General features: G+C 74.0%; 15 protein-coding genes. 14 read left to right on the top strand and 1 reads right to left on the bottom strand.

Annotated features, from left to right (window positions below; translation table 11 throughout):
• Positions 1 to 3 precede the first annotated feature (3 nt).
• The 9 genes from KDL28_RS10160 to KDL28_RS10120 all read left to right on the top strand — a co-directional run bounded on the left by KDL28_RS10160 (position 4) and on the right by KDL28_RS10120 (position 11,912).
• Positions 4 to 492: a hypothetical protein gene (locus KDL28_RS10160; protein ID WP_252437186.1), complete on the top strand. Its 489-nt coding sequence runs from the start codon at positions 4 to 6 to the stop codon at positions 490 to 492.
• On the top strand, positions 479 to 3,664 hold the full coding sequence (locus tag KDL28_RS10155; protein ID WP_252437185.1) for an ATP-binding protein: 3,186 nt from the start codon (positions 479 to 481) through the stop codon (positions 3,662 to 3,664). The genes KDL28_RS10160 and KDL28_RS10155 overlap by 14 nt, the downstream gene beginning before the upstream one ends.
• Entirely contained in the window at positions 3,661 to 5,589 is a 1,929-nt protein-coding gene (locus KDL28_RS10150) for a hypothetical protein (protein WP_252437184.1), read from the top strand. Before KDL28_RS10155 ends, KDL28_RS10150 begins: the two co-directional genes overlap by 4 nt.
• 27 nt (positions 5,590 to 5,616) lie before the next feature.
• The gene (locus KDL28_RS10145; RefSeq protein WP_252437183.1) at positions 5,617 to 6,207 is read left to right on the top strand and encodes a hypothetical protein; all 591 of its coding nucleotides are present in this window, start codon (positions 5,617 to 5,619) and stop codon (positions 6,205 to 6,207) included.
• Between the two features lie 117 nt (positions 6,208 to 6,324).
• Complete coding sequence (locus tag KDL28_RS10140) at positions 6,325 to 6,795, top strand: hypothetical protein (protein ID WP_252437182.1); 471 nt, start codon at positions 6,325 to 6,327, stop codon at positions 6,793 to 6,795.
• Positions 6,796 to 7,641: 846 nt separating this feature from the next.
• Positions 7,642 to 9,489 carry a molecular chaperone DnaK gene (gene dnaK / locus KDL28_RS10135; RefSeq protein WP_252437181.1) on the top strand — a complete coding sequence of 616 codons (1,848 nt, stop codon included), beginning with the start codon at positions 7,642 to 7,644 and terminating at the stop codon, positions 9,487 to 9,489.
• Positions 9,486 to 10,190: a nucleotide exchange factor GrpE gene (grpE, locus tag KDL28_RS10130; protein ID WP_372496940.1), complete on the top strand. Its 705-nt coding sequence runs from the start codon at positions 9,486 to 9,488 to the stop codon at positions 10,188 to 10,190. The genes dnaK and grpE overlap by 4 nt, the downstream gene beginning before the upstream one ends.
• A 52-nt stretch (positions 10,191 to 10,242) precedes the next feature.
• A complete protein-coding gene (gene dnaJ / locus KDL28_RS10125) occupies positions 10,243 to 11,442 on the top strand; it encodes a molecular chaperone DnaJ (protein ID WP_252437178.1) in 1,200 nt (399 codons plus the stop codon).
• Positions 11,439 to 11,912 (top strand): heat shock protein transcriptional repressor HspR, encoded by a 474-nt coding sequence (locus KDL28_RS10120; protein ID WP_308215982.1) that lies wholly within the window; start codon positions 11,439 to 11,441, stop codon positions 11,910 to 11,912. The genes dnaJ and KDL28_RS10120 overlap by 4 nt, the downstream gene beginning before the upstream one ends.
• Before the next feature lie 20 nt (positions 11,913 to 11,932).
• On the opposite strand, the gene KDL28_RS10115 is transcribed toward KDL28_RS10120, so the two are convergent.
• On the bottom strand, positions 11,933 to 13,129 hold the full coding sequence (locus KDL28_RS10115; RefSeq protein ID WP_252437176.1) for a globin domain-containing protein: 1,197 nt from the start codon (positions 13,127 to 13,129) through the stop codon (positions 11,933 to 11,935).
• Positions 13,130 to 13,478: 349 nt separating this feature from the next.
• Here KDL28_RS10115 and clpB point away from each other — a divergent pair, with 349 nt between their 5' ends.
• The 5 genes from clpB to KDL28_RS10090 all read left to right on the top strand — a co-directional run bounded on the left by clpB (position 13,479) and on the right by KDL28_RS10090 (position 22,290).
• Positions 13,479 to 16,094, top strand: coding sequence for an ATP-dependent chaperone ClpB (gene clpB, locus KDL28_RS10110; protein ID WP_252437172.1), 2,616 nt, complete (start codon positions 13,479 to 13,481; stop codon positions 16,092 to 16,094).
• A gap of 94 nt (positions 16,095 to 16,188) precedes the next feature.
• Entirely contained in the window at positions 16,189 to 17,028 is an 840-nt protein-coding gene (locus KDL28_RS10105) for a TtfA family protein (RefSeq protein ID WP_252437171.1), read from the top strand.
• A gap of 1,002 nt (positions 17,029 to 18,030) precedes the next feature.
• Positions 18,031 to 19,386, top strand: a complete 1,356-nt coding sequence (locus tag KDL28_RS10100) for a ferredoxin reductase family protein (RefSeq protein WP_252437169.1) — start codon at positions 18,031 to 18,033, stop codon at positions 19,384 to 19,386.
• An 89-nt stretch (positions 19,387 to 19,475) separates the two neighbouring features.
• Positions 19,476 to 20,831 carry a DUF4142 domain-containing protein gene (locus KDL28_RS10095; RefSeq protein ID WP_252437168.1) on the top strand — a complete coding sequence of 452 codons (1,356 nt, stop codon included), beginning with the start codon at positions 19,476 to 19,478 and terminating at the stop codon, positions 20,829 to 20,831.
• Between the two features lie 133 nt (positions 20,832 to 20,964).
• Positions 20,965 to 22,290, top strand: coding sequence for a hypothetical protein (locus KDL28_RS10090; RefSeq protein ID WP_252437166.1), 1,326 nt, complete (start codon positions 20,965 to 20,967; stop codon positions 22,288 to 22,290).
• The last annotated feature ends 121 nt before the right edge of the window (positions 22,291 to 22,411 follow it).

Here is a 22,411-nt window from a genome sequence, read left to right as displayed (position 1 = left end):
GGGGTGCTCGTTCGGACCGACGACGAGGTCTACCGCGTCGACGCCGTGTGGTTGGGCCCCCCTCGGGCCACGTTCCCGTGGCGCGCGCGATACGTCAGCTACGGGCTCGGCCTGCTGGTCATGATCGCGGTGATGTTCGTGCAGCGGCGGATCGGCATCGGGCTCGACTTCTTCTCCGTCGCGTGGGCGCTCATCATCACCGTGCTCATCACCCGGTTCCTCGGCCACCGCATCGACTACGAGCGCCCCCTCGGCCAGGTCGTCGCCCTGTTCCGCAAGGAGATCACCGGGCCGCGGCGGCGCACCGCGGGCACCGGCGGACCGGTGCGGACGGCCCACGTGCGCAAGGGCCCGGCCGTGCGGCCGCGGACGACCCGCCGCGCCGCGGTGCACACCGCCCAGGCGCCGGTGCGCGCCGGCCACAACCGTCCCGCGAACACCGGTCGGCGTGCCGCCGGCCGTCCGGGGAGGCAGGGCCATGGCCAGGGCTGACAAGAAGGCGGAGAGGGCGGCGGCCAAGGCGGCCCAGGCCGCGGCCCGCGATGCCGAGAAGGCCGGGCGCAAGGCCGACCGCCGCAGCAGGCGGGGCCGGTCCCGGGCCGGCGAGTCCAACCTGCCCAAGTACCAGCCGAACATCGCACTGCGCTCCATCGAGGGCCACCTGACGCGCACCGGCACCCAGGTCATGGCCTGGTACCGGCTGGCCGCGCAGGCCTGGAGCTTCCGCAGCGACACCCAGCGCGAGGTCCTGATCCGCCAGATCGCCGCCCAGCTCGGCGAGCTGCAGGGCCGCTGGCTGCACCTGCGGGTGACCACCCGGCCCTACCCCGTGCACATGTGGGCGGAGTCCTTCGACCACAACGCGCTGGGCCGGATGCCCGACGTCGCGGGCGCCCTGGGCTGGGACGCGTTCCTGGAGGGGGAGCAGCGCCACCTGATGGGGCTGTCGATGTCGGACAAGGAGGTCTTCCTCGGCGTCGAGGTCTCCGGTCGCAACGCGCTCGACCGCTGGGTGGACATGGCCGCGCCGGTGCTGGGCCGGATCGCGCCGGCCGCCGTGCGGGCCGAGCTGGCCGCGCTGGCCTCCGAGGTCGGCCACATCGACGCGCTGGTCGCCGGCAGCGGCCTGGACGCCGTCCCGGCCACTGCCGACGACATCGGCTGGCTGATGCACCGCTCGTGCGCGCTCGGGCTGCCCGCCCCGCGCACGCTGTCGGTCGCCCCCGGCGGCGTCACCCGCTGGGACACCGAGGACCTCGCCCAGTTCACCGACGGCGTCGAGATGGACCAGGAGCCGTACGCGCCCACCGTGCGCGTCGTCGGGCGCATCCGCTCCCAGACCGTGGCCCGCAACGTGGCCGTGCTGTCGGTCGGCCTGATGGAGGGCCTGCGGATCCCGGAGATCGACGACCCGTGGATGCAGCACTCCGACCGGCTGCCGTTCCCCGTGGAGTGGTCGGCCCGCATCTACGTCCGCCGCCCCGAGGAGGTCACCGGGGAGCTGCAGCGCCAGATGGGCAAGGTGCGCAGCCAGATCCGGCACTACACCCACGACCACGACCTCGACCCGCCGATGTCGCTGGCCCGCCAGGCCGACCGAGTCCTGGAGATCGAGGACGAGCTCACCAGCGGGCTCACCCAGCTCAACTCCCGGCTCTACGGCTGGTGGCGCATCGCCGTCTCGGGCAAGGACGAGGCCGAGGCGATCAGTCGCGCCCAGCAGGTGCTCGACGTCTACCGGCCGAAGGTGCAGATCGAGCACCCGGAGGCGCAGTACAGCTACGCGCGCGAGTTCATCCCCGGCGAGCCGCTGGCCTCCACCGCCTACCGCCGTCGCGGCTCGGTCACCTGGGCCGCCGCGGCGGTGCCCGCGGCCACCGCCTCGGTGGGCGACCGCCGCGGCATCATGATCGGCGAGACGTGCACGGCCACCCGGCGCCCGGTCGCCTGGGACCCGTGGCTGGCCCAGGAGGTGCGGCGGGCCTCGGGCCTCACCGCGATCGTCGGCGGCCTCGGCTCGGGCAAGTCGTTCCTGACCGGGCTCGTCGTCTACAAGACGCTGCGCGCCGGCGCGCGCTGGACGGTGCTCGACCCGTCCGGCCCGCTGGCCGAGCTCACCCGGCTCCCCGAGCTGGCCCCGTTCTCCCGCCACATCAACCTGCTGCGGGCCGAGCCCGGCATCCTCAACCCGTACCGCGTCGTGGCCGAGCCGCGTCCGGAGCACTTCGCCGACGAGGAGGACGCCGAGCGGGCGTGGCGACGCGAGCGCTCGCTGGCCGGCGCCACCCGGCGCAGGCTCGTGCTCGACGTGATGTCCGGGCTGCTGCCCTACGACGTCGCCCGGCTGCCGCACACCCGCATCGTGCTGCTGCGGGCCGTCCGCGAGGTGGGCGGCGCGTCCGACCGGCACCCCGGCATGGTCATCGACGCGCTGCGCAGGCACGCCAGGGAGGGCGAGGACCACGCCGGTGTGGTGGCCGACTTCCTGGACGAGCGCCGCGAGCTGCCGCAGGCCGCGCTGCTGTTCCCGGACACCTCCCGGCACGACCCGTGGCAGGCCGACCGCGACTACCGGCTCACCGTGCTGACCATGCAGGGGATGACCCTGCCCCGACCGGGCAGCCCGCGTGAGGAGTGGACCGACGGCGAGTCGCTGGCCGTCGAGCTGCTCAACCTGGCCTCCTGGCTGACCCAGCGCACCATCTACGACGCCGACCGCAACACCCGCAAGGGCGTCGCGCTCGACGAGACGCACTTCCTGTCCCAGGTGCCCACCGGCAAGGTGCTGATCGACCGGCTCGCCCGCGACTCCCGCAAGTTCAACGTCCGGGCGCTGTTCGCCTCCCAGCTGGCGGGCGACCTGCTACGGGTGTCCGGCTTCGCCTCCCTGGTCAACGCGGTGTTCGTCGGCCGCACCGACGACGGCGAGGCGCAGAACGACGCGCTGCGGCTGCTGAAGGTGCCCATCGGGGTGGGCTACGAGCAGATGCTGGGCACGCTCTCGCCCCGCCCCCGCCACGACGACCGCCCCGACGACACCCCGCGCCAGTTCGTCTTCGCCGACGGGCACGGCGGGGTGGAGAAGATCCGCATCGACCTGGAGGCCCCGCACCTGGAGCACGTCCGGGAGGCGCTGGACACCAACCCGGACGCCAGCCGCGTCTCGCTGCGCGGTCCCGCCTCGCCCTACGTGCCGGCGGCGGTCCGCGCGCCCGACGAGCCGCCACCCGCCAAGCCGGTCACCGCGCCGCCCGCAGGCGTCACGCTCGACCTCGCCGAGTTCGGCGACGAGGGCGGCATCGCGGGCGACCTGGAGACCGACTTCGCCGAGCTGGACGACCCGGACGGCCTGCTGGCCGAGCCGGCGCCGTCGGCGCCGCCGCGCGCGGTCCCGCGCGCCGCGGCCACCGGGCGGGAACGGCTCCCGGCCGACCCGCCCGACGAGGCGCCCAACGGCAACGGCCTGCACCACGAGACCCCTGATGGTCGCGGGGCGTACTCCGCGGAGCTGTTCGACGACGAGGAGTTTGACCTGCTCGGCGACGTCGACCCGGGCGTCGACGGCGCCGACGACGACCTCGCGGCCCACCCGCCCGGGCACCGCAACGGCAGCGGACCGGTCCCCGACGACGACGTGCGGACGAGCGGGAGGGTCGTTCGGTGATCCCGGATGGCCCGTCGGCGGTCGCCGGGTGGCTGCCCGCCGTGCTCGTGGTGCTCGCCGCGGTGCTGGTCGCCGCGCGCAAGCGGCGTCGGGCCCGCGACGCGGCGTCCGGGGTCGTGCACCGGCGCCGCTGGCCGGCCGTCCTCGTGGTGATCGGCATGGTCGGCGGGTCGGTCCTGCTCGGCTCGACGGCCATGGCCCAGCCGTTCTCCTGCAAGGAGTCCCCCGAGCCCGACCGCCCCGGCACCGGCCTGGTCGGCTCCCTCGATCCGCCGACGTACGGGGTTGGCGAACCCGGCAGCGTCTACGACGAGGTCGGCTACGCGGGCCTGATCTGGCACAACTACGACCTCGGCTGCGCGGGCAGCGCCGTGTTCAACCCGGCGTCGACCACCGACACCTGGCTGGGCAACCAGACGTTCAACGTCGCCAAGTTCGCCGTCGGCGGCGTCAACTGGGCGCACTACCTCATCGCCGACGGCGGCGAGCTGCTCAGCCCGCTGGACGGTCTGATCGGCGACGGCACCCGGGCCATGTACGACGCGGTCTTCAGCAACTGGATCGGCCCGGCGCTGCTGCTGCTCGCGGTGGTGCTGCTCGTCTTCGCCCTGCGCGGCGATCTGGCCAGGCAGGCCCAACGCGCGGCGTTCGGCGTGGCCGCGCTGGTCGTCGGGTCTGCGGCCTACCTGGCCCCGATCGACTGGGCGAAGGCGGCCGACCCGCTCCTGCTCGACGGCGTCACCCAGATGCAGGAGGGCTTCCTCGGCCAGGTCGGCCTCGGCAACCGCGACACCCTGCCGACGGTGCTTGTCGACCAGGTGATCTACCAGAACTGGCTGCGCGGCGAGTTCGGCGCCCCGGACGTCCCGCAGGCCCAGGAGCTGGGCCGCGACCTGCTGCGCGCGCAGACCTTCACCAAGCCGGAGGTGGCCGAGAACCTGGCCACGCCGGAGCTGGCCGAGCAGAAGAAGGCCGACTTCGCCGCCATCGGCGAGCGCATGGGCGACCGCTACCCGTACTTCCAGGGGGTGTCGGGCAGCCGGGTCGGCGCCGGCGCGCTGGCCGTCGTGCAGGCCCTGTGCATCGCGCTGTTCCAGCTGCTGAGCAAGGTGCTGGTGCTGGTGGCGATGCTGATCCTGCGGCTGCTGGTGATGACCGCGCCCGCCGTCGCCGTGGTGGCGATCCTGAAGCCGGACGTGCTGCCCGCGCTGCTGCGCGTGGCCGGCGCGGCCATCGTCAACGCGCTGATCGTCGGCGCGCTGGCCGGGCTGCACGCGCTGCTGGTGGTCTCGCTGTTCCGGCCGGGGTCCGGCATCGACCTCTGGCTGGCCCTGCTGGTCACCGGCGTGGTCACGGTGGTGCTGTGGGCGGTCGCCCGGCCGTTCCGCCGGCTCGTGTCTATGGTCTCGCTTACCCGCGAGTCGTTCGGCGGCATCGTGCCCGGCGCGGGCTCCGGGCCGATGGGCCGGGTCTGGCAGCGGATGCGCGGCGGCCCGCCGGAGGACCGGCAGAGCCGCTGGTGGGACGAGCGCCGCTCGGGCGCCGGTGGGGCGGACGACCCCGACAGCCACCGCCCCGAGGCCGCGGCGGGCGCCGCCCGCGTGCCGCCGCAGCGCCGGCCCGTGCAGCGCACCGAGGTCGAGCAGATGTCCGCGCCCGTCCCGGTGCCGGCCGCCCGGCGCCCCGCCCTCCCCAGCGGGGGCGGCGGGATCGGGGCGGGTGGCGGTGGCGGCAACCCCGGCGCCTACGACCCGGCCGAGGTCGACGACCGGGTCATCTACCGCCGCCCGGACGCGGTGCCGCTGCGCCCGGGCGGAGCGCGCCCGGTGCAGGCCGAACTGGTCGACGGGGTGCCGGTGTACCGCATCTACCGGCCGCGCACCACGCAGTCGGCCTACAGCCCGACGTCCTACCGCCCCGAGTAGACGCCCCCATCCCGACGAGGAACCCCGGTGCCGATCAGGACCCCGCGCGGCCGGTCCGCCGCCTACCGCGCGATCTGGCAGTGGCCGCTGCGCTCACCGGCCCGACTGGCGTCAGTCGTGGTCGTGGTGCTGCTCGTGGCGGTCGGCGTGACCGTCGGGCTGGGCTACCTCCGGGGCCCCGAGCCCGCCACCCCGCTCACCTCGCCGACGGCCAGGCCGTCGGCGGGAGCGAACCCGTCGGCCGGGACCCCGCGCTCGACACCGGGCACCGGCCCTTCGTCGTCGGCGGTGTCGCCGCTGCCGCTGTCGCAGGTCCCGCCCGAGGCGCTGGACGCCGCCGAGCGGTGGGCGAAGGCGTGGGTGCGACCCGACGAGGGCACTCCGGCCCGGGTGTGGCTCGACGGCCTGCGCCCCCTGACGACCGAGGAGTACCTGGGCGTGCTCTCCGGCGTCGACCCGGAGAACATCCCGGCCACGCGGGTCACCGGCGACCCGTCCCCGGTGCGGGTCGCCGAGCGGAACGTGCAGGTGGAGGTGCCCACCGACGCGGTCACCCTGCGCGTGCTGGTCGTCGACACCGAGTCCGGCTGGCGGGTCGCCGGGTACGACCGGGTCTGACCGGACCCGGCCCGGGCCCGAGCCCGGTCGGGGCCCGCGGCGCGCGTGGGAGTATCGGCAGGGTCCCCCGTGCCAGGCAGCAGCAGGACACGCAGCAGGAAGCAGCAGGAGCCGCAATTGCCGTCCGAACCCGTGGTCCCCGCCTCCACCACCCCCGTGCGGGACTACCTCGACCGCCCGGTCCCCGGCGCGACCCTGGACCACCTCGTGGTCCCGCGCTCGCTGGCGCAGTCCATGCCGCTGCGCTGGCAGCAGGTCTTCGTCGGCCTGCTCGCCGACCTGCACGACGCCTACGGCCACCTCGACTGGCCCGACTACAAGGTCACCCCCTGCCGCTGGGAGGTCCTCGTCGACCTCGACGAGCAGCAGGCGATGGCCGCGGGCTACGTCGCCGAACTCGGCCCCGACGGCCAACTCGAGTACCGCGAGGCGCAAACCGACGAGCCCGTCGACGACGCCGCCCGCCACCGCGTCCTGGCCCCCGTGGACGACCCCCTGCCACCGGCGTCGGCGGGCCGGGTGGAACCGCGACCCGCGGCCCCGCTGGGTGGGCCGGAGCCGGGGAAGCCCCGCAAGCGGGGCCGGTGACGGCGGGCCTCCACGGCCGCCCCGCACACCACCGCGCCCCCACGCCCGTTGGCCCGACCGCGCACCCAGCCGCCACCGCGCGCACCTACTCTCCACCGCGCACACGTCAGAACATGTGCGCGGTGGAGACACGGTGCGCGCGGTGCCCCGGGACCCACCGGGACCGCCATCTCCCCGGCAACCCCCGCCGGGGCACTTCGACCCCCCTGCTCGAGCCGAGGCCCCCGCCGGAGGCGCACTTCCCCTCCCTCCGACGAGCTCTTCCATCGGAGCGGGCGCGCGCGGACGCCCTCGGTAAGCAGGAACGTTGCCGGGCGGCGTGCCCAGCCTCGGACGAGCGGCGTGGATCACTGACGGGGTGAAGAGCGCCTCCGGCGGCGCCTACGCGGCGAGCGACCTCAGATCGAGCAGGGGCCTCGGGGGGAGAAGCGGCGTCGTCGCCGGGTCCTCGGGGCTTCGGTGCGTCCTCGCAGAGCGGGCAGCGTCCGCGCAGGGCGCGCGGAAGCTGCGAGGACCACGCCCGTCCTGCGAAGACCCCATTGTGCTGCGCCGCCGCCCCCGTGAACCGGACGAGAGTCGCTTTCCCGCCACCTGACGGGACGAGAGTCGCTCTCGCCAGTTGAGCGTGACGGAGCCGCTCTGCCGGCCAGGGCGCGAGAAGCGCTGTGAGCTGGAGCTCAGGGGTCGACGCCGAGAGATCCACGGCGCCGGGAACACGGGCGGGGGGTGGCGCGTTGGGCGAGGTGAGCAAGTTGAGCGGACCCGGCTCAAGGGTGGATCCAGAGCCCGAGCTGGGACGTGCCAAACTTGAGCGACCTGAACTCAAGCTCCATCGGAGGAACCACAATGGCTCGTGCGGTCGGTATCGACCTCGGGACCACCAACTCGGTCGTCGCCGTCCTCGAAGGCGGCGAGCCGACGGTCATCGCGAACTCGGAGGGTGCTCGCACCACCCCGTCGGTCGTCGCCTTCGCGCGCAACGGCGAGGTGCTGGTCGGGCAGTCGGCGAAGAACCAGGCCGTCACCAACGTCGACCGCACCATCCGGTCGGTCAAGCGGCACATCGGTTCGAGCTGGGCCACCGAGGACATCGACGGCAAGAAGTACTCGGCGCAGGAGATCTCGGCGCGGGTGCTGCAGAAGCTCAAGCGCGACGCCGAGGCCTACCTCGGTGAGGAGATCACCGACGCGGTCATCACCGTGCCGGCGTACTTCGAGGACTCGCAGCGCCAGGCCACCAAGGAGGCCGGGCAGATCGCGGGGCTGAACGTCCTGCGCATCGTCAACGAGCCCACCGCGGCCGCGTTGGCCTACGGGCTCGACAAGGGCGACAAGGACCAGACCATCCTGGTGTTCGACCTCGGTGGCGGCACGTTCGACGTGTCCCTGCTGGAGATCGGCGAGGGCGTGGTCGAGGTCAAGGCGACCAACGGTGACAACCACCTCGGTGGCGACGACTGGGACGAGCGCGTCATCGGCTGGCTGGTCGAGAAGTTCAAGAGCTCCCAGGGCATCGACCTGACCCGCGACAAGATGGCCATGCAGCGCCTGCGCGAGGCCGCGGAGAAGGCCAAGATCGAGCTGTCCAGCCAGACCACGGCGACGATCAACCTGCCCTACATCACGGTCGACGCGGACAAGAACCCGCTGTTCCTGGACGAGACGCTGTCCCGGGCGGAGTTCCAGCGGATCACCTCCGACCTGCTCGACCGCACCCGCAACCCGTTCAACCAAGTCATCAAGGACGCCGGCATCTCGGTCGGCCAGATCGACCACGTGGTCCTGGTGGGTGGTTCCACCCGCATGCCCGCGGTCACCGACCTGGTGCGCGAGCTGACCGGCGGCAAGGAGCCCAACAAGGGCGTCAACCCGGACGAGGTCGTCGCCGTGGGCGCCGCCCTGCAGGCCGGTGTGCTGCGCGGTGAGGTCAAGGACGTCCTGCTGCTCGACGTCACCCCGCTGTCCCTGGGCATCGAGACCAAGGGCGGCGTGATGACCAAGCTGATCGAGCGCAACACCACGATCCCGACCAAGCGCTCGGAGATCTTCACCACCGCGGACGACAACCAGCCCTCGGTGCAGATCCAGGTCTTCCAGGGCGAGCGCGAGATCGCGGCCTACAACAAGAAGCTCGGCATGTTCGAGCTGACCGGCCTGCCGCCCGCCCCGCGGGGCGTGCCGCAGATCGAGGTCTCCTTCGACATCGACGCCAACGGCATCGTGAACGTCTCGGCGAAGGACATGGGCACCGGCAAGAGCCAGGCCATGCAGATCACCGGTGGTTCCGCCCTGGGCAAGGACGAGATCGACCGGATGATGCGCGAGGCCGAGCAGCACGCCGAGGAGGACAAGCGCCGCCGCGAGGAGGCCGAGGTCCGCAACCAGGCCGAGTCGCTGGTCTACCAGACCGAGAAGTTCGTCAAGGACAACGACGAGAAGCTGCCGGCCGACGTCAAGTCCGACGTGCAGAGCGCGCTGACCGACGCCCAGGAGGCCCTCAAGGGCACCGACACCGCCACCATCAAGTCGGCGATGGAGCGGCTGGCCACCGAGTCCCAGAAGATGGGCTCGGCGCTCTACCAGCAGCAGCCCGAGGGTGCCCCCGGCCAGCCCGGTGGTGACCAGCAGGCCCAGGACCAGGGCGACGACGTGGTCGACGCGGAGATCGTCGACGAGGAGAAGGACCGCAAGTGACCCACCCAACCGATCGCAACGAACGCTCGGCCGGCGGTGGGGACGGCGCCGCCGAGGGCGAGCGGGTCGTGGTCAGGGACCGCAGGCGGATCGACCCGGTGACCGGGGAGGCCCGGGGGGCCGCCGCCGCGGCCCCCGCCGCGGCCCGGGCGGGGCGGGGCGGGCCCCCCGACGGCGGGGCGGACGACGCGTCGGCGGCCGAGCTGGCCGCCCAGCTCGAGGAGCGCACCGCCGACCTGCAGCGGCTCAGCGCCGAGTACGCCAACTACCGCCGCCGCGTCGACCGCGACCGCGAGTCCGTGCTGGTCGGGGCCCGCGTCCAGTTCGTCGGCGACCTGCTCACCGTGCTCGACGACGTCGACCGCGCCGAGCAGCACGGCGACCTGACCGGCCCGTTCAAGGCCGTCGCCGACAAGCTGACGGCCGTCGTGCAGAAGCTGGGCCTGGAGGCCTTCGGGTTGGAGGGCGAGCCCTTCGACCCGTCGGTGCACGAGGCCGTGCAGCACGAGGCCAGCTCCGAGCCCGGCCCCACCGTCACCGTCGTGTCGTCGGTGCTGCGCCGCGGCTACCGCATCGCCGACCGGGTGCTCCGCCCGGCGATGGTGACGGTGGCCGACCGGCCCGACGACGGGACGGCGGAGGAGCCCGACGGCGACGTCGACGGTGTGAAGGGGTCGGGCAAGCACCGCCTGGCGGACTGAGGGGCCAGGCGGTGCGGACCACCGCGTGAGTCGGACTGCGTGAGGAGGCGGAGTGACCCAGCGGGACTGGATCGAGAAGGACTTCTACCGCGAGCTGGGCGTCGCTTCGAGCGCGTCGGCTGACGAGATCAAGAAGGCGTACCGGAAGCTCGCCCGCGAGCTGCACCCGGACGCCAACCCGGGCGACGCCCGGGCCGAGGCGCGGTTCAAGTCCGTGTCCGAGGCCTACGGCGTGCTCTCGGACGACAAGAAGCGCCGGGAGTACGACGAGACCCGGTCGCTGTTCGCCGGCGGTGCCGGTGGGTTCCGCGGCGGCCAGGGCTTCCCCGGCGGCTTCGGCGGCGGTGCGGGCGGGCAGGGGTTCGACCTGAACGACCTGCTCGGGCGGACCGGGGCCGGTGCCGGCGGCGGTGGCCTCGGCGACCTGTTCGGCGACATCCTCGGCGGCCGCGGTGCGGGCGCCGGGCGGTCCGCCGGTGCCCGCACCCAGCAGCGCGGCGCCGACATCGAGAACGAGGTGCGGATCGGGTTCGCCGATGCCGTGCGCGGGGCCGAGGTCCAGCTGCGGCTGGCCGGTCCCGCGCGCTGCCGGCGGTGCGCCGGCACCGGGGCCCGGCCCGGCAGCACGCCGCGGACGTGCCCGACGTGCGCCGGGGTGGGCCTGGTCAGCCGCAGCCAGGGGGCGTTCGCGTTCTCGGAGCCCTGCCAGGACTGCCGGGGCACCGGCAGGCTGATCGACGACCCGTGCCCGGAGTGCCGCGGCGAGGGCGTCACCACGCAGGTCCGCAAGCTGACCGTGCGGGTGCCGGCCGGGGTCACCGACGGCCAGCAGATCAGGATCAAGGGCAAGGGCGAGCCGGGACCGACCGGCGGCCCGGCGGGCGACCTGCTGCTGCGCGTGCACGTCGAGCCGCACCGGCTGTTCGGCCGCTCGGAGCGCAACCCCGACGACCTGACGCTCACCGTGCCGGTCACCTACCCCGAGCTGGTGCTCGGCACCACGATCACGGTGCCGACGCTGGACTCGACGGTGTCGCTGAAGGTCCCGCCGGGCACGGCGAGCGGGCGCACCTTCCGGGTGCGCGGGCGCGGCGTGCAGAAGCGCTCGGGCAACCCGGGCGACCTGCTGGTCACCGTCGAGGTGGCGGTGCCCAGCCGGCTGGACGACGCGGCCACCACGGCCCTGCAGTCCTACGCCGAGGCGACGAAGGCGTACGACCCGCGGGCCGACCTGCTCGGCGGTGCCCGGTGACGACCGGTCGCCCGACGCCCGACCCCGGCCGCCCGGCGGCCGGGGTCGGGCTGCCCCCGGGTGCCACCGCCGAGACGCCGATCTTCGTGATCTCGGTGGCCGCGGAGCTGGCCGGGCTGCACGCCCAGACGCTGCGCAGCTACGACCGGCTGGGGCTGGTCAGCCCCGGCCGGTCGCCCGGCGGCGGGCGGCGGTACTCGGCCCGCGACATCGCCCTGCTGCGCGAGGTGCAGCGGCTCTCCCAGGAGGAGGGCGTCAACCTCGCCGGCATCAAGCGGATCATCGAGCTGGAGCAGCTGGTCGACGAGCTGCGCACGCGCCTGGCCGAGATGGCCGACGAGCTGCTGGCCGCGCACACGGCGGCCGAGCACGCCGCGGCGTCGGTGCACGCGTCCTACCGGCGCGACCTGGTGCCGGTCGACCGGCGGCAGGCGCTGGTGGTGTGGCGGCCCGGGCCGCGCCGGAGCTGACCGGCGCCCGTGCGGCCCGGTCAGTCCATGGTGAACGGGTCGTAGCGGATGCGGTCGAGCGGGGTGCCGGCCACCAGCATCCGCGAGACGGTCGAGCGGATCATCGCCGGCGAGCCGCTGACCAGCACGTCGTGGTCGGCCCACGCCCCGTAGCGGGTGACGACGTCGGCCAGGGTGCCCTGCTCGGCGGCCGGTGCCTCGCCGTCGGCGGGCCGCCCGGCGTCGATGTCGCCCTCGACGACGGCCACCACGTCCAGCCAGGGGTGGCGGTAGGACAGCTCGCGCAGCGCGGCGAGGTCGTAGAGGTCGTCCCAGGAGCGCCCGCCCACGAACACCTGGGTGGCGGGCCGGCGCGGGCGGCGGGCGAGCTCCTCGATCACCGCCTTGACCGGCGCGTAGCCGGTGCCGCCCGCCACCATCAGCAGGTCGCGGCCGGTGTCGGGCTCGAGGTGCATCCGCCCCATCGGCGGTCCGATGCGCCACACGTCGCCGACGGCGGTGTGTGCGACCACGGCCCGGCTCACCCAGCCGCCGTCGACCGCGCGCACGTGGAACTCCAGCAGGCCGTCCGGGCGGGGCGCGTTGGCCGGGGAGAGGTAGCGCCACAGCCGCGGGCGCTGCGGGGTCTCCACGCTGACGTACTGGCCGGCCAGGTAGGGCACCGGCTCCTCGGCGCGCACGGTGACGACCGCGATGTCCCAGCCGATCCGCCGGTGCCCGACGACCTGGCCCAGCCGGCCGGCGGGCCCGCGCTCGGCCTCGGCCGCGGTGCGCATGGCCCCGGCGACCACCGCGTAGGCCTCGCTCCAGGCCCGGTGCACCGCCGGTGTCCAGGCCGGTCCGGCGACCCCGCGCAGCGCGTTGAGCAGGGCGGTGCCCACGGCCTCGTAGTGCTCGCCGACGACCCCGAACTTGCGGTGGTCGCGGCCGAGCTGCTCGAGGAACGGCACCATCACCTCCGGCCGGTCGACCTGCTGCACGACGTGCACCAGCGCGCGCAGCAGCCGGCTGCGCTGCACCTGCATGTTCACCGGGAACATGGCCCGGGTGGCCGGGGCCAGGCCGAACAGGCCGGCGTAGAAGGCCCGCCCCACCTCCTCGGCGCGCGGCTCGATGAGCGCGAAGCTCGACCGGACGAGGTCGGCGCTGGCCGGCGGGGGCGGGTGCTCCTCGGCGGGCGGCTCGACGTCGGCGGTCAGCAGCTGGTCCACGGTCATATGCGGCCGGCTCCTCTCTCGCTGCTCTGCGCCGCATTGCGGTGCGGTGCCCGCGCGCGTGGTTCGCGCCGGGGTCTCGGCGTGGCACCCTATCGCCACAGCGAACGGATCGTGACAGTCCGATCGCGGTGCGCCACCGGATCGTGGCACGGCGGGTCCCCGGTTCCGGGGACGGGCGCCCTCGGGGAACGAGGTCGTCGGTCGACGGCGCGACGTTACGGGCCGGGCGCCGAGCGTCACCGTCCGGATGAACCGGTCAGACATGAGCGGAACAGACTCAACTTTTCTGGCGTTGTCCGAGAGGACGGGCTGATCGATGCCCGGGAACGACCGCAGGAGGACGTGAGGGATGGACTCCTTCAACCCCACCACCAAGACCCAGCAGGCCATCTCCGCCGCCGTCCAGGCCGCATCGCTCGCCGGCAACCCCGACGTGGGCCCCACCCACCTGCTCGGCGCGCTGCTGGCCCAGGGTGAGGGGATCACGGCCCCGCTGCTGACCGCCGTGGGCGCCGACCCGGCGTCGGTGCGCGCCGAGCTGACCGCACTGGGCAACCGGCTGCCCTCGGCCGCGGGCGCCACGGTGAGCGCTCCCCAACTCTCCCGCGAGGCGCTGGCCGCGATCAGCGCCGCCCAGCAGTTGGCCACCGAGATGGGCGACGAGTACGTCTCCACCGAGCACCTGCTGGTCGGCCTGGCCTCGACCCGGGGACAGGTGGCCGACCTGCTGCGCAGGCACGGCGCCACCCCCGAGGCACTGCGCGAGGCGTTCGCCAGGGTGCGCGGCGGCTCGCGGGTCACCAGCCCCGACCCGGAGGGCACCTACCAGGCGCTGGAGAAGTACGGCGTCGACCTGACCGAGCGCGCCCGCGAGGGCAGGCTCGACCCGGTGATCGGGCGCGACACCGAGATCCGCCGCGTCGTGCAGGTGCTGTCGCGGCGCACGAAGAACAACCCGGTGCTGATCGGCGAGCCGGGCGTCGGCAAGACCGCGATCGTCGAGGGCCTGGCCCAGCGGGTGGTCGCGGGCGACGTCCCGGAGTCGCTGCGCGGCAAGCGCGTCGTGTCGCTCGACCTGGGCTCGATGGTCGCCGGCGCGAAGTACCGCGGTGAGTTCGAGGAGCGGCTCAAGGCCGTGCTCAAGGAGATCACCGACTCGGCCGGCCAGGTCATCACGTTCATCGACGAGCTGCACACCATCGTCGGGGCGGGCGCGGGCGGCGAGGGCGCGATGGACGCCGGCAACATGATCAAGCCGATGCTGGCCCGCGGCGAGCTGCGCATGGTCGGCGCGACCACGCTGGACGAGTACCGCCAGCGCATCGAGAAGGACCCCGCGCTGGAGCGCCGCTTCCAGCAGGTCTACGTGGGCGAGCCGTCGGTGGAGGACACCGTGGGCATCCTGCGCGGGCTCAAGGAGCGCTACGAGGTCCACCACGGCGTGCGGATCACCGACGCCGCGCTGGTCGCCGCGGCGGCGCTGTCCGACCGCTACATCACCGCCCGCTTCCTCCCGGACAAGGCCATCGACCTGGTCGACGAGGCGGCGTCGCGGCTGCGCATGGAGATCGACTCCCGCCCGGTGGAGATCGACACCGTGGAGCGCGCCGTGCGCCGGCTGGAGATCGAGGAGATGGCGCTGTCCAAGGAGGACGACGCCGCCTCGCGCGACCGGCTGGAGGCGCTGCGCGCCGAGCTGGCCGAGAAGCGCGAGGAGCTGACCGCCCTCACCGCCCGCTGGCAGAACGAGAAGGGCGCCATCGAGGGCGTCCGCGAGCTCAAGGAGCAGCTGGAGGCGCTGCGCGGGGAGTCCGAGCGCGCCGAGCGCGACGGCGACCTGGGCCGGGCCGCCGAGCTGCGCTACGGGCGGATCCCGGCGCTGGAGAAGAAGCTCGCCGAGTCCACCGCGGTCACCGCACCGGACGCCGACGTGATGCTCAAGGAGGAGGTCGGCCCGGACGACGTCGCCGACGTCGTCTCCGCCTGGACGGGCATCCCGGCCGGCCGGCTGCTGGAGGGCGAGACGGCCAAGCTGCTGCGCATGGAGGACGAGCTCGGCAGGCGCGTCGTGGGGCAGGCCGAGGCGGTGCGCGCCGTGTCCGACGCGGTGCGCCGCGCCCGGGCGGGCGTCGCCGACGAGAACCGCCCGACCGGGTCGTTCCTGTTCCTCGGGCCCACCGGCGTCGGCAAGACCGAGCTGGCCAAGGCGCTGGCCGACTTCCTGTTCGACGACGAGCGGGCGATGGTCCGCATCGACATGAGCGAGTACTCGGAGAAGCACTCGGTGGCCCGGCTGGTCGGCGCCCCGCCCGGGTACGTCGGCTACGACCAGGGCGGCCAGCTGACCGAGGCGGTGCGCCGCAGGCCGTACACGGTGGTGCTGTTCGACGAGGTGGAGAAGGCCCACCCGGACGTGTTCGACACGCTGCTGCAGGTCCTCGACGACGGCAGGCTCACCGACGGGCAGGGCCGCACGGTCGACTTCCGCAACACCATCCTGGTGCTGACCTCGAACCTGGGCTCGCAGGCCATCGCCGACCCGGGCCTGGACGACCGCGGCCGCCGGGACGCGGTGATGGACGTCGTCCGCAGGCACTTCAAGCCGGAGTTCCTCAACCGGCTCGACGACGTGGTGGTCTTCCACGCGCTGTCCACCGAGGAGCTCACCCACATCGTCGACATCCAGGTCGACGTGCTGCGCAAGCGGCTGGCCAAGCGGCGCCTCTCGCTGGAGGTGTCCGAGGCCGGGCGCGAGTGGCTGGCGATGAACGGCTTCGACCCGGTCTACGGGGCGCGCCCGCTGCGCAGGCTGGTGCAGTCGGCCATCGGCGACCAGCTCGCCCGCGCGCTGCTGTCCGGGGCGGTCCGCGAGGGCGACACGGTCCGCGTCGACCTCGACCCGTCCGCGAGCGGCGGCACCGGGCAGCTCGTGGTCGGGCGGGCGTACCCGGTCACCGCGCACTGATCGGGGGTCCCGGGCACCCCGCCGGGTGACAGTGGGGCGCCCGACCCCCGTGGCGGTCCCGGCTGCGGGGGGTCCCCGGGTCTACCCTCGTGGCGTGGGTCTCTCGTCGACGGTGTGGTTCGTCATCGCGGTGGTGGCCGTGCTGGCTGGCGCGGCGCTGCTGCTGAGCGAGCGCGGGGGCGGGGGATCGTCCGGGTCGGGCGCCCGCGACCGCAAGAAGTGGGCGGCGTTGCGCGGCTGGGAGTACCTGGACTCCGATCCGGTCCTGCCCAGCCGGTGGCGGTACGGGACGATCAGCCAGGGCGGTCCCGGGGTGGCCCGGCGGCTGATGTCCGGCGGTGTGCCCACCCCCGACGGCGACCGCCAGGCCTACGTGTTCGACCACGAGCAGGCGGGCCGCCCGACGTCGGTGCTGGTCGCGGTGCACGTGGGGGAGCCGCTACCGGCCGCGGTCGAGCTGCGGCTGCCCTCGGCCCCGCTGCCCGACGACGCCGGTCTCGACCTGCTCGAGCCCGTCGGCGACCGGTACGCCTTCGTGGCCGACGCCGACGCCGCGCGCCCCCTGCTGACGCCGCGGCTGGCCGCCGCGGCCGACGCGCTGGGCGACGACGTGGAGCTGGTCTGGGCCGAGGAGTCCTGGGTGCTGGCCACCGCACCGCTGGACTCCAGCACCGATCGGCTGCAGGACCTGCTGGCCGACCTGGCCGAGGTGGCCTCGGTGCTGGAGAAGTCCCAGGCCGCCAGTCGGCGCGGGGCGGCGGCCGAGACCTCGCCGGTCGGCACCGTCACCGCACCCCCCGCGCCCACCGGCAGCACGCGCGACGACCGGCGCGCGGGTGGGCTCGACCTGGTGAAGCGCGACCCGGACGACGACGTGGACGACGACGAGGTGGAGACGCGCCCGGGGGGGACGTCGACCAGTCGGGACCGCTGAGCTTCGACCTACGACCGGGGCCCGCCCCTGTGGAGCGGGCCTTTGTCGTGGTGGGCCAGCGCGCGCACCTACTGCCACCGCGCACATGTCATGACGTAGGCGCGGTGGCCAACAGGGGCGCGCGGTGCCCCAGAACCTCTACGGCATCGGGTCGGGCGGCGTCGTCGCCGCCGCCGTGTCCGAGCCGGGTCGCTTCGGGCAGCGCCCGCCGCCCACCCGCCGGCAGGGCCAGCCGGACGCCGGTGTGGTTGTGGTGCGACGTCGAGCGGGATCTGCCCGCGCACGGTGAGCGGTACGTCCTGCACGCCGACGACCACCGCGGGCGCGTTCGAGTTCTGCCCGAACAGGTGGGCCACGGACGGTTCGGCGGTGTCGGCGTCGTAGGCCTCGAGCCAGAAGCCGATCTGCTCCGGGTCGCCGGTGGAGCCGACCCCCATGCCCTCGAGGATCGACCTTGTCGTCGAGCGGCCGCCACGTGCTGGGGATCCGCAGGTAGGTGCGGTCCTCGGAGTTGGTGACGTAGGTGTACTCGGGTGCGCCGCGACCGGCCACGACCAGCGCGGACACGGCCAGCGCGAGCGCACGCGCGCCCAGCGGCATCGGATGGCCGGCACGACGGAACCCCATCCGCCCCCCTGCCGTGACCTTCCTGTGACCTAGGACGACGCGGCACGACGGGCCGGTCCGGGTGGGTCGAATCCGTTGCGAGCAGGTTTCGCCGCCCGCCCGGCGCGGGCGGGCGGTAGGGTGGGCGCAGCGGTGGACGGCGAGCCCAGCGGCTGACAGCGCGGCTCGTGTGGTCGAGACGCGTCGGCGAGCGGCAGGTTGCCTCGCTCCCCATACAGCTTCGATCACATTCTGAAGGCGTTGCTCGGCGTTCAGCCCAAATATTGGGGCAGACGGAGTAACTGCTAACCGCTCGTCGCGTCGGCCGCTACTCCGGGCCCACTGCCCTCTCAGACTCGCAACCCGACCATGAGCGCGTCTCATACGGTCCCGGCCATGGAACAGCGTCAGTTGCGGGCCATCTGGCTCGCGGGGTTTGCGGTGATCGTCATCGCGCCTTCGCTGCTGTGGCTCTCCGTGCCGCCGAGCGTGACGGGCAACGGCATCCGCAGGATCTCGCTGTGGAGCAACCTGTCGGTCGTCACCGGCCTGCTCGCGACCTCGGCGATGGTGTGCGTCGTCGTGCTGCCCTCGCGGATCCGCTCGCTCAACCGCGCGTTCGGCATCGAGAACATCATCGACCTGCACCGGTTCCTGGGCATCGTCACCGCGTCGCTGGTGCTGCTGCACCTGGCCTGCGTCGTCGCCGCCGACCCCACCAACACTGCGCTGCTGAACTTCCCGGAGGCCCCGGGCCGGGCCCAGAACGCCACGATCGCCACCTTCGGCCTCGTCGCGATCGTGCTGCTGGCGATCCTGCGCCGGAAGTTCGACCTGTCCTACGAGTTCTGGCGGACCAGCCACCTCGCCCTCGCCGTGGTCGTCCTGATCACCTCGGCGATGCACATCGTGCTGCTCAACCAGCTGATGAACGACCCGACGTTCGCCCTGGTGCTCACCGCGCTGGCCGTCGCCGTCGTGCTGGTCTTCGCCTACCGCTGGATCTGGCGCAACATCTACGACCAGTCGACCGAGTTCCTGGTCCGCGACGTGCGGCTGGAGAACCCGACGGTCGCCACGCTGGTGCTGGAGCCCAAGACCCGCAACCGCGACGGCTCCACCACCAGCTGGGCCTTCGCCCCCGGCCAGTTCGCCTGGATCCGGCTCGACCGCTCGGCCACCGGCCAGGAGCACCCCTTCACCATCGCCTCCAGCGCGCACGACGAGTTCACCGAGTTCACGATCCGCGGCGCAGGCGACTTCACCCGCCGGATCCGGCGCCTGCAGCCGGGCCAGCCGGTCTGGGTCGACGGCCCGCACGGCGCGTTCACCAGCGACCTGACCACCGCGTCGGCCGGCTTCGTGCTGATGGCCGGCGGGGTGGGCATCACCCCGATGCTCAGCATGGTGCGCACCGCCGCGCACCGCGGCGACCCCCGGCCCTACCGGCTGGTGGTCGTGGCCAGCGCCCCCGAGGACCTGTTCTTCCGGGACGAGCTCGCCACCCTGCGGCGCTACATCGACCTCGAGGTGACCGAGGTCCTGCGCCGGCCCCGTCCCGACTGGTCCGGTCCCATCGGCGGGATCAACTCCGAGCTGATGGGCCTGGTCGTCGGCGACATCGGCGACCCGCAGGACCTCGACTACTTCATCTGCGGTCCGCCGGGGATGGTGGTCGATGCGATGAACGTGCTGGACGAGATGTCGGTCCCCGCGGATCGCGTCCATACCGAGCAGTTCGACTTCGTGTGACGCGGATGCCCTGACTCCCCACAGGCTCCGCCACCGTCGACCCGCTCGGCTTCGTGTGACTCCCCCGCCACATGATCAGGAAGGCCCCCATGCTCCGCCGCATCCCCCGACTGCTCCGCGTCTCGCTGATCGCAGCGGTGGTCCTGGCCGTCTCGGCGTCCGTGTACCAGACCTGGATCTCCGGCGGCGCCGGTCTCGGCGCCACGCAGACCGCGTTCGGCCCACTCACCCAGAACGACATCAACCTGCTGACCGCGGTCCGCCAGGCCAACCTCTGGGAGGGGCCGACCAGCGAGCAGGCCCAGCAGATGGCCACCAGCGCCGCGGTGCGCGACGTGGGCGGCAAGCTGGCCGCGGAGCACGCCGAGCTGGACGTGGAGACCCGCCGGATCGCCGAGCAGCTGGGGGTGCAGCTGCCCGCTTCGGCCAGCTCGAAGCAGCAGGCCTGGATGAACCAGATCGCCGCGGCCACCGGCTCGGACTACGACCAGACCTTCGTCCAGCTCGTCCGCGGCGCGCACGGCGGCGTGCTGCCGGTCATCAACGACGTGCGGGTCTCCACCCGCAACGACCTGATCCGCCAGTTCGCCGAGACCGCCGACGCCTTCGTCACCCGGCACTGCCAGTACCTGGAGAGCACCGGCCTGGTCGACTACAGCCAGCTGCCGATCACGCAGGCCTCGCTGACCAACGTGCTGACCAACGGCACCGGCCCGCAGGCGCTGATCCTGCCGATCCTGGTCTTCGTCGCGGTGATGATCGGTGTCGTGGCGATGCTCTCGGCGCTGCGCAAGAAGAAGGCCCAGACCACCGAGCGGGTCACCGTCACCAAGAGCCGCGCCCCGGTCGGCTCGACCGTCAGCGCCGCCCCGGTGCCCGCCCGGGCCTCCGTCGCCGCCCTCCCGGTCGGTGGCGGCTCCACCCCGTCCGCGGCCGAGACCTCGATGCCGGGTGCCGCGTACCCGCGCGAGGCGGCGGTCGGCGCGAGCGCCGTCTCCGGCACGACGGTCATCCCGTCGCCGCGCGCCGGCGCGGGTGAGCCCTCGGTGCAGTGGAACCTGGGCGCTCCGGGCGTGCGGGACACCGGCCCGCACCCGACCATCGACGCCCCCCACTACGCGCCGGTCTCCGACTCGGGCGCCTTCCGGATCAACTCCGACCTCACCCCGGACATGACCGGCCCGCTCGGCCCGCCGATCCGCGACGACGGCTACCCGGGCTCGGGCTACCACAACGGCTCCGGCTACTACCCGCCCGCGAACGGCGGGTACGGCCAGGGACCGGGCTCCGGGCACTACCCCCCGGCGCCGGGCCGCTACCGCACCGTCTCCGAGACCGGGTCGAACCGGCCGGGGGACTCCGGATCGCACCGCGTCCCGGAGAACGCGACCGCGACCCACCGGGCCGTGAACAGCACAGGACCACGTCACTCCGTCCGGCGTTAGCTCCCCGCTTCGAACGCCGGCACCGGCGGGCCACCAGGCCCACCGGGCTCTATCCGCTCCCCAACCCCGAATTGGAGCACGACTCATGTCACCGACCAGTACCGCTCGACACCGGAGGGCCGGCCGCAAGCTGGTGGTCTCCGCTGCGGCGCTCGCCGTGTGCCTGCTGCCCACCGCCTGCGACTTCGGCGGGGTCCCCTCCGCCCCGTCGGGCGGCAACGGCGGCGGCTACGGCGCGCCGGCCCCGGGCGAGCAGCCCACCGGCGACACCGTCGTCGTCCCGGTCGGCAACCAGCAGGACGGCGGCGGCTACGGCCGTCCCGGCGGCGGGCGTCCGGGCGGCGGCCAGCCCGGTGGCGAGGAGCCGGGTGGCGAGGAGCCCGGTGGCGAGCAGCCCGGTGGCGAGCAGCCCGGTGGCGAGCAGCCCGGTGGCGAGGAGCCGGGTGGCGAGGAGCCTGGCGGCGAGCAGCCCGGTGGCGAGCAGCCCGGCGGCGGCGAGGGTGAGCAGCCTGGCGGCGAGCAGCCTGGCGGCGGCGAGGGCGAGCAGCCCGGTGGCGAGCAGCCCGGCGGCGGCGAGGGTGAGCAGCCCGGCGAGGGTGAGCAGCCCCCCGGCGAGGAGGAGCCCCCGGCTGAGGAGCCGCCCGCCGAGGAGCCCCCGCCCGGCAACACCAACGGCCTGGACGTGCTCGGCCAGAGCTGCGCCGACAGCAACCTGCCCCCGCACACCGGCTTCCAGTCCGGCGACGCGCAGTGCGTGAACACCTCGATGGGTGAGGTCGCGCCGGAGGACCGGCTGCCCTCGCTGCTGATCACCGCGGCGCCCGACGCCGTCGGCGTCGGCGAGGACTTCCAGCTGCAGGTGGCCACCCGCAACCTGGTCCGCGACCGGTTCCTGGGTGCCGCCGTCGGCGGGTACTACCTGGAGGCCTCCTTCCTGCAGGAGGGCACCAACCTGCAGCGCGGCCACTTCCACACGGCCTGCCGCATCCTGCCCAGCACCGACGAGGCCCCCGACTCGTCGGGCGCGCCGGAGTTCTTCCTGGCGACCCAGGACAACGGCGGTGGCGAGGGTTCGGACACCGTCACGATCGACGTCCCGGGCATCGACGAGGCCGGCACCCTGCAGTGCACCTCGTGGGCCGGTGACGGCTCGCACCGCACCCCGATGATGTCGCGGGCGAACCAGACCCCGGCCATCGACTCGGTCCGCATCGAGGTCGGCGGGGCCGGCGGCGGTCAGGACGACAACGCCGGTGACGAGGGCCAGGACCAGGGCGCCGGTGACAACGCCGGTGACAACGCCGACGGCGACGCCGCTGGTGACGAGGCCGCCGCGGGTGGCGACGACGCTGGTGACGACGCTGCCGGTGACGACGCCGCTGCCGGTGACGACGCCGCCGCCGGTGACGAGGCCCAGGCCGCCGGTGGCCAGGGTGGCGGCGCCGACAACGGTGGCTGACCGCACCGACCGACCAGGACCGCGGTCCTGATCATCGACCAATAGCGGGGAACAGCGGTGGCGGGGCCCGGGACCGCCCCGCCCCCCGGCCGCGGTTGCCCCGGCGGGCGGCGGGGCGCGG

This window comes from Pseudonocardia humida (assembly GCF_023898865.1).
Lineage (GTDB): Bacteria > Actinomycetota > Actinomycetes > Mycobacteriales > Pseudonocardiaceae > Pseudonocardia > Pseudonocardia humida.
Note: the sequence above shows the minus strand (reverse complement) of the source record. Positions and strands in the feature narration are given on the sequence as shown.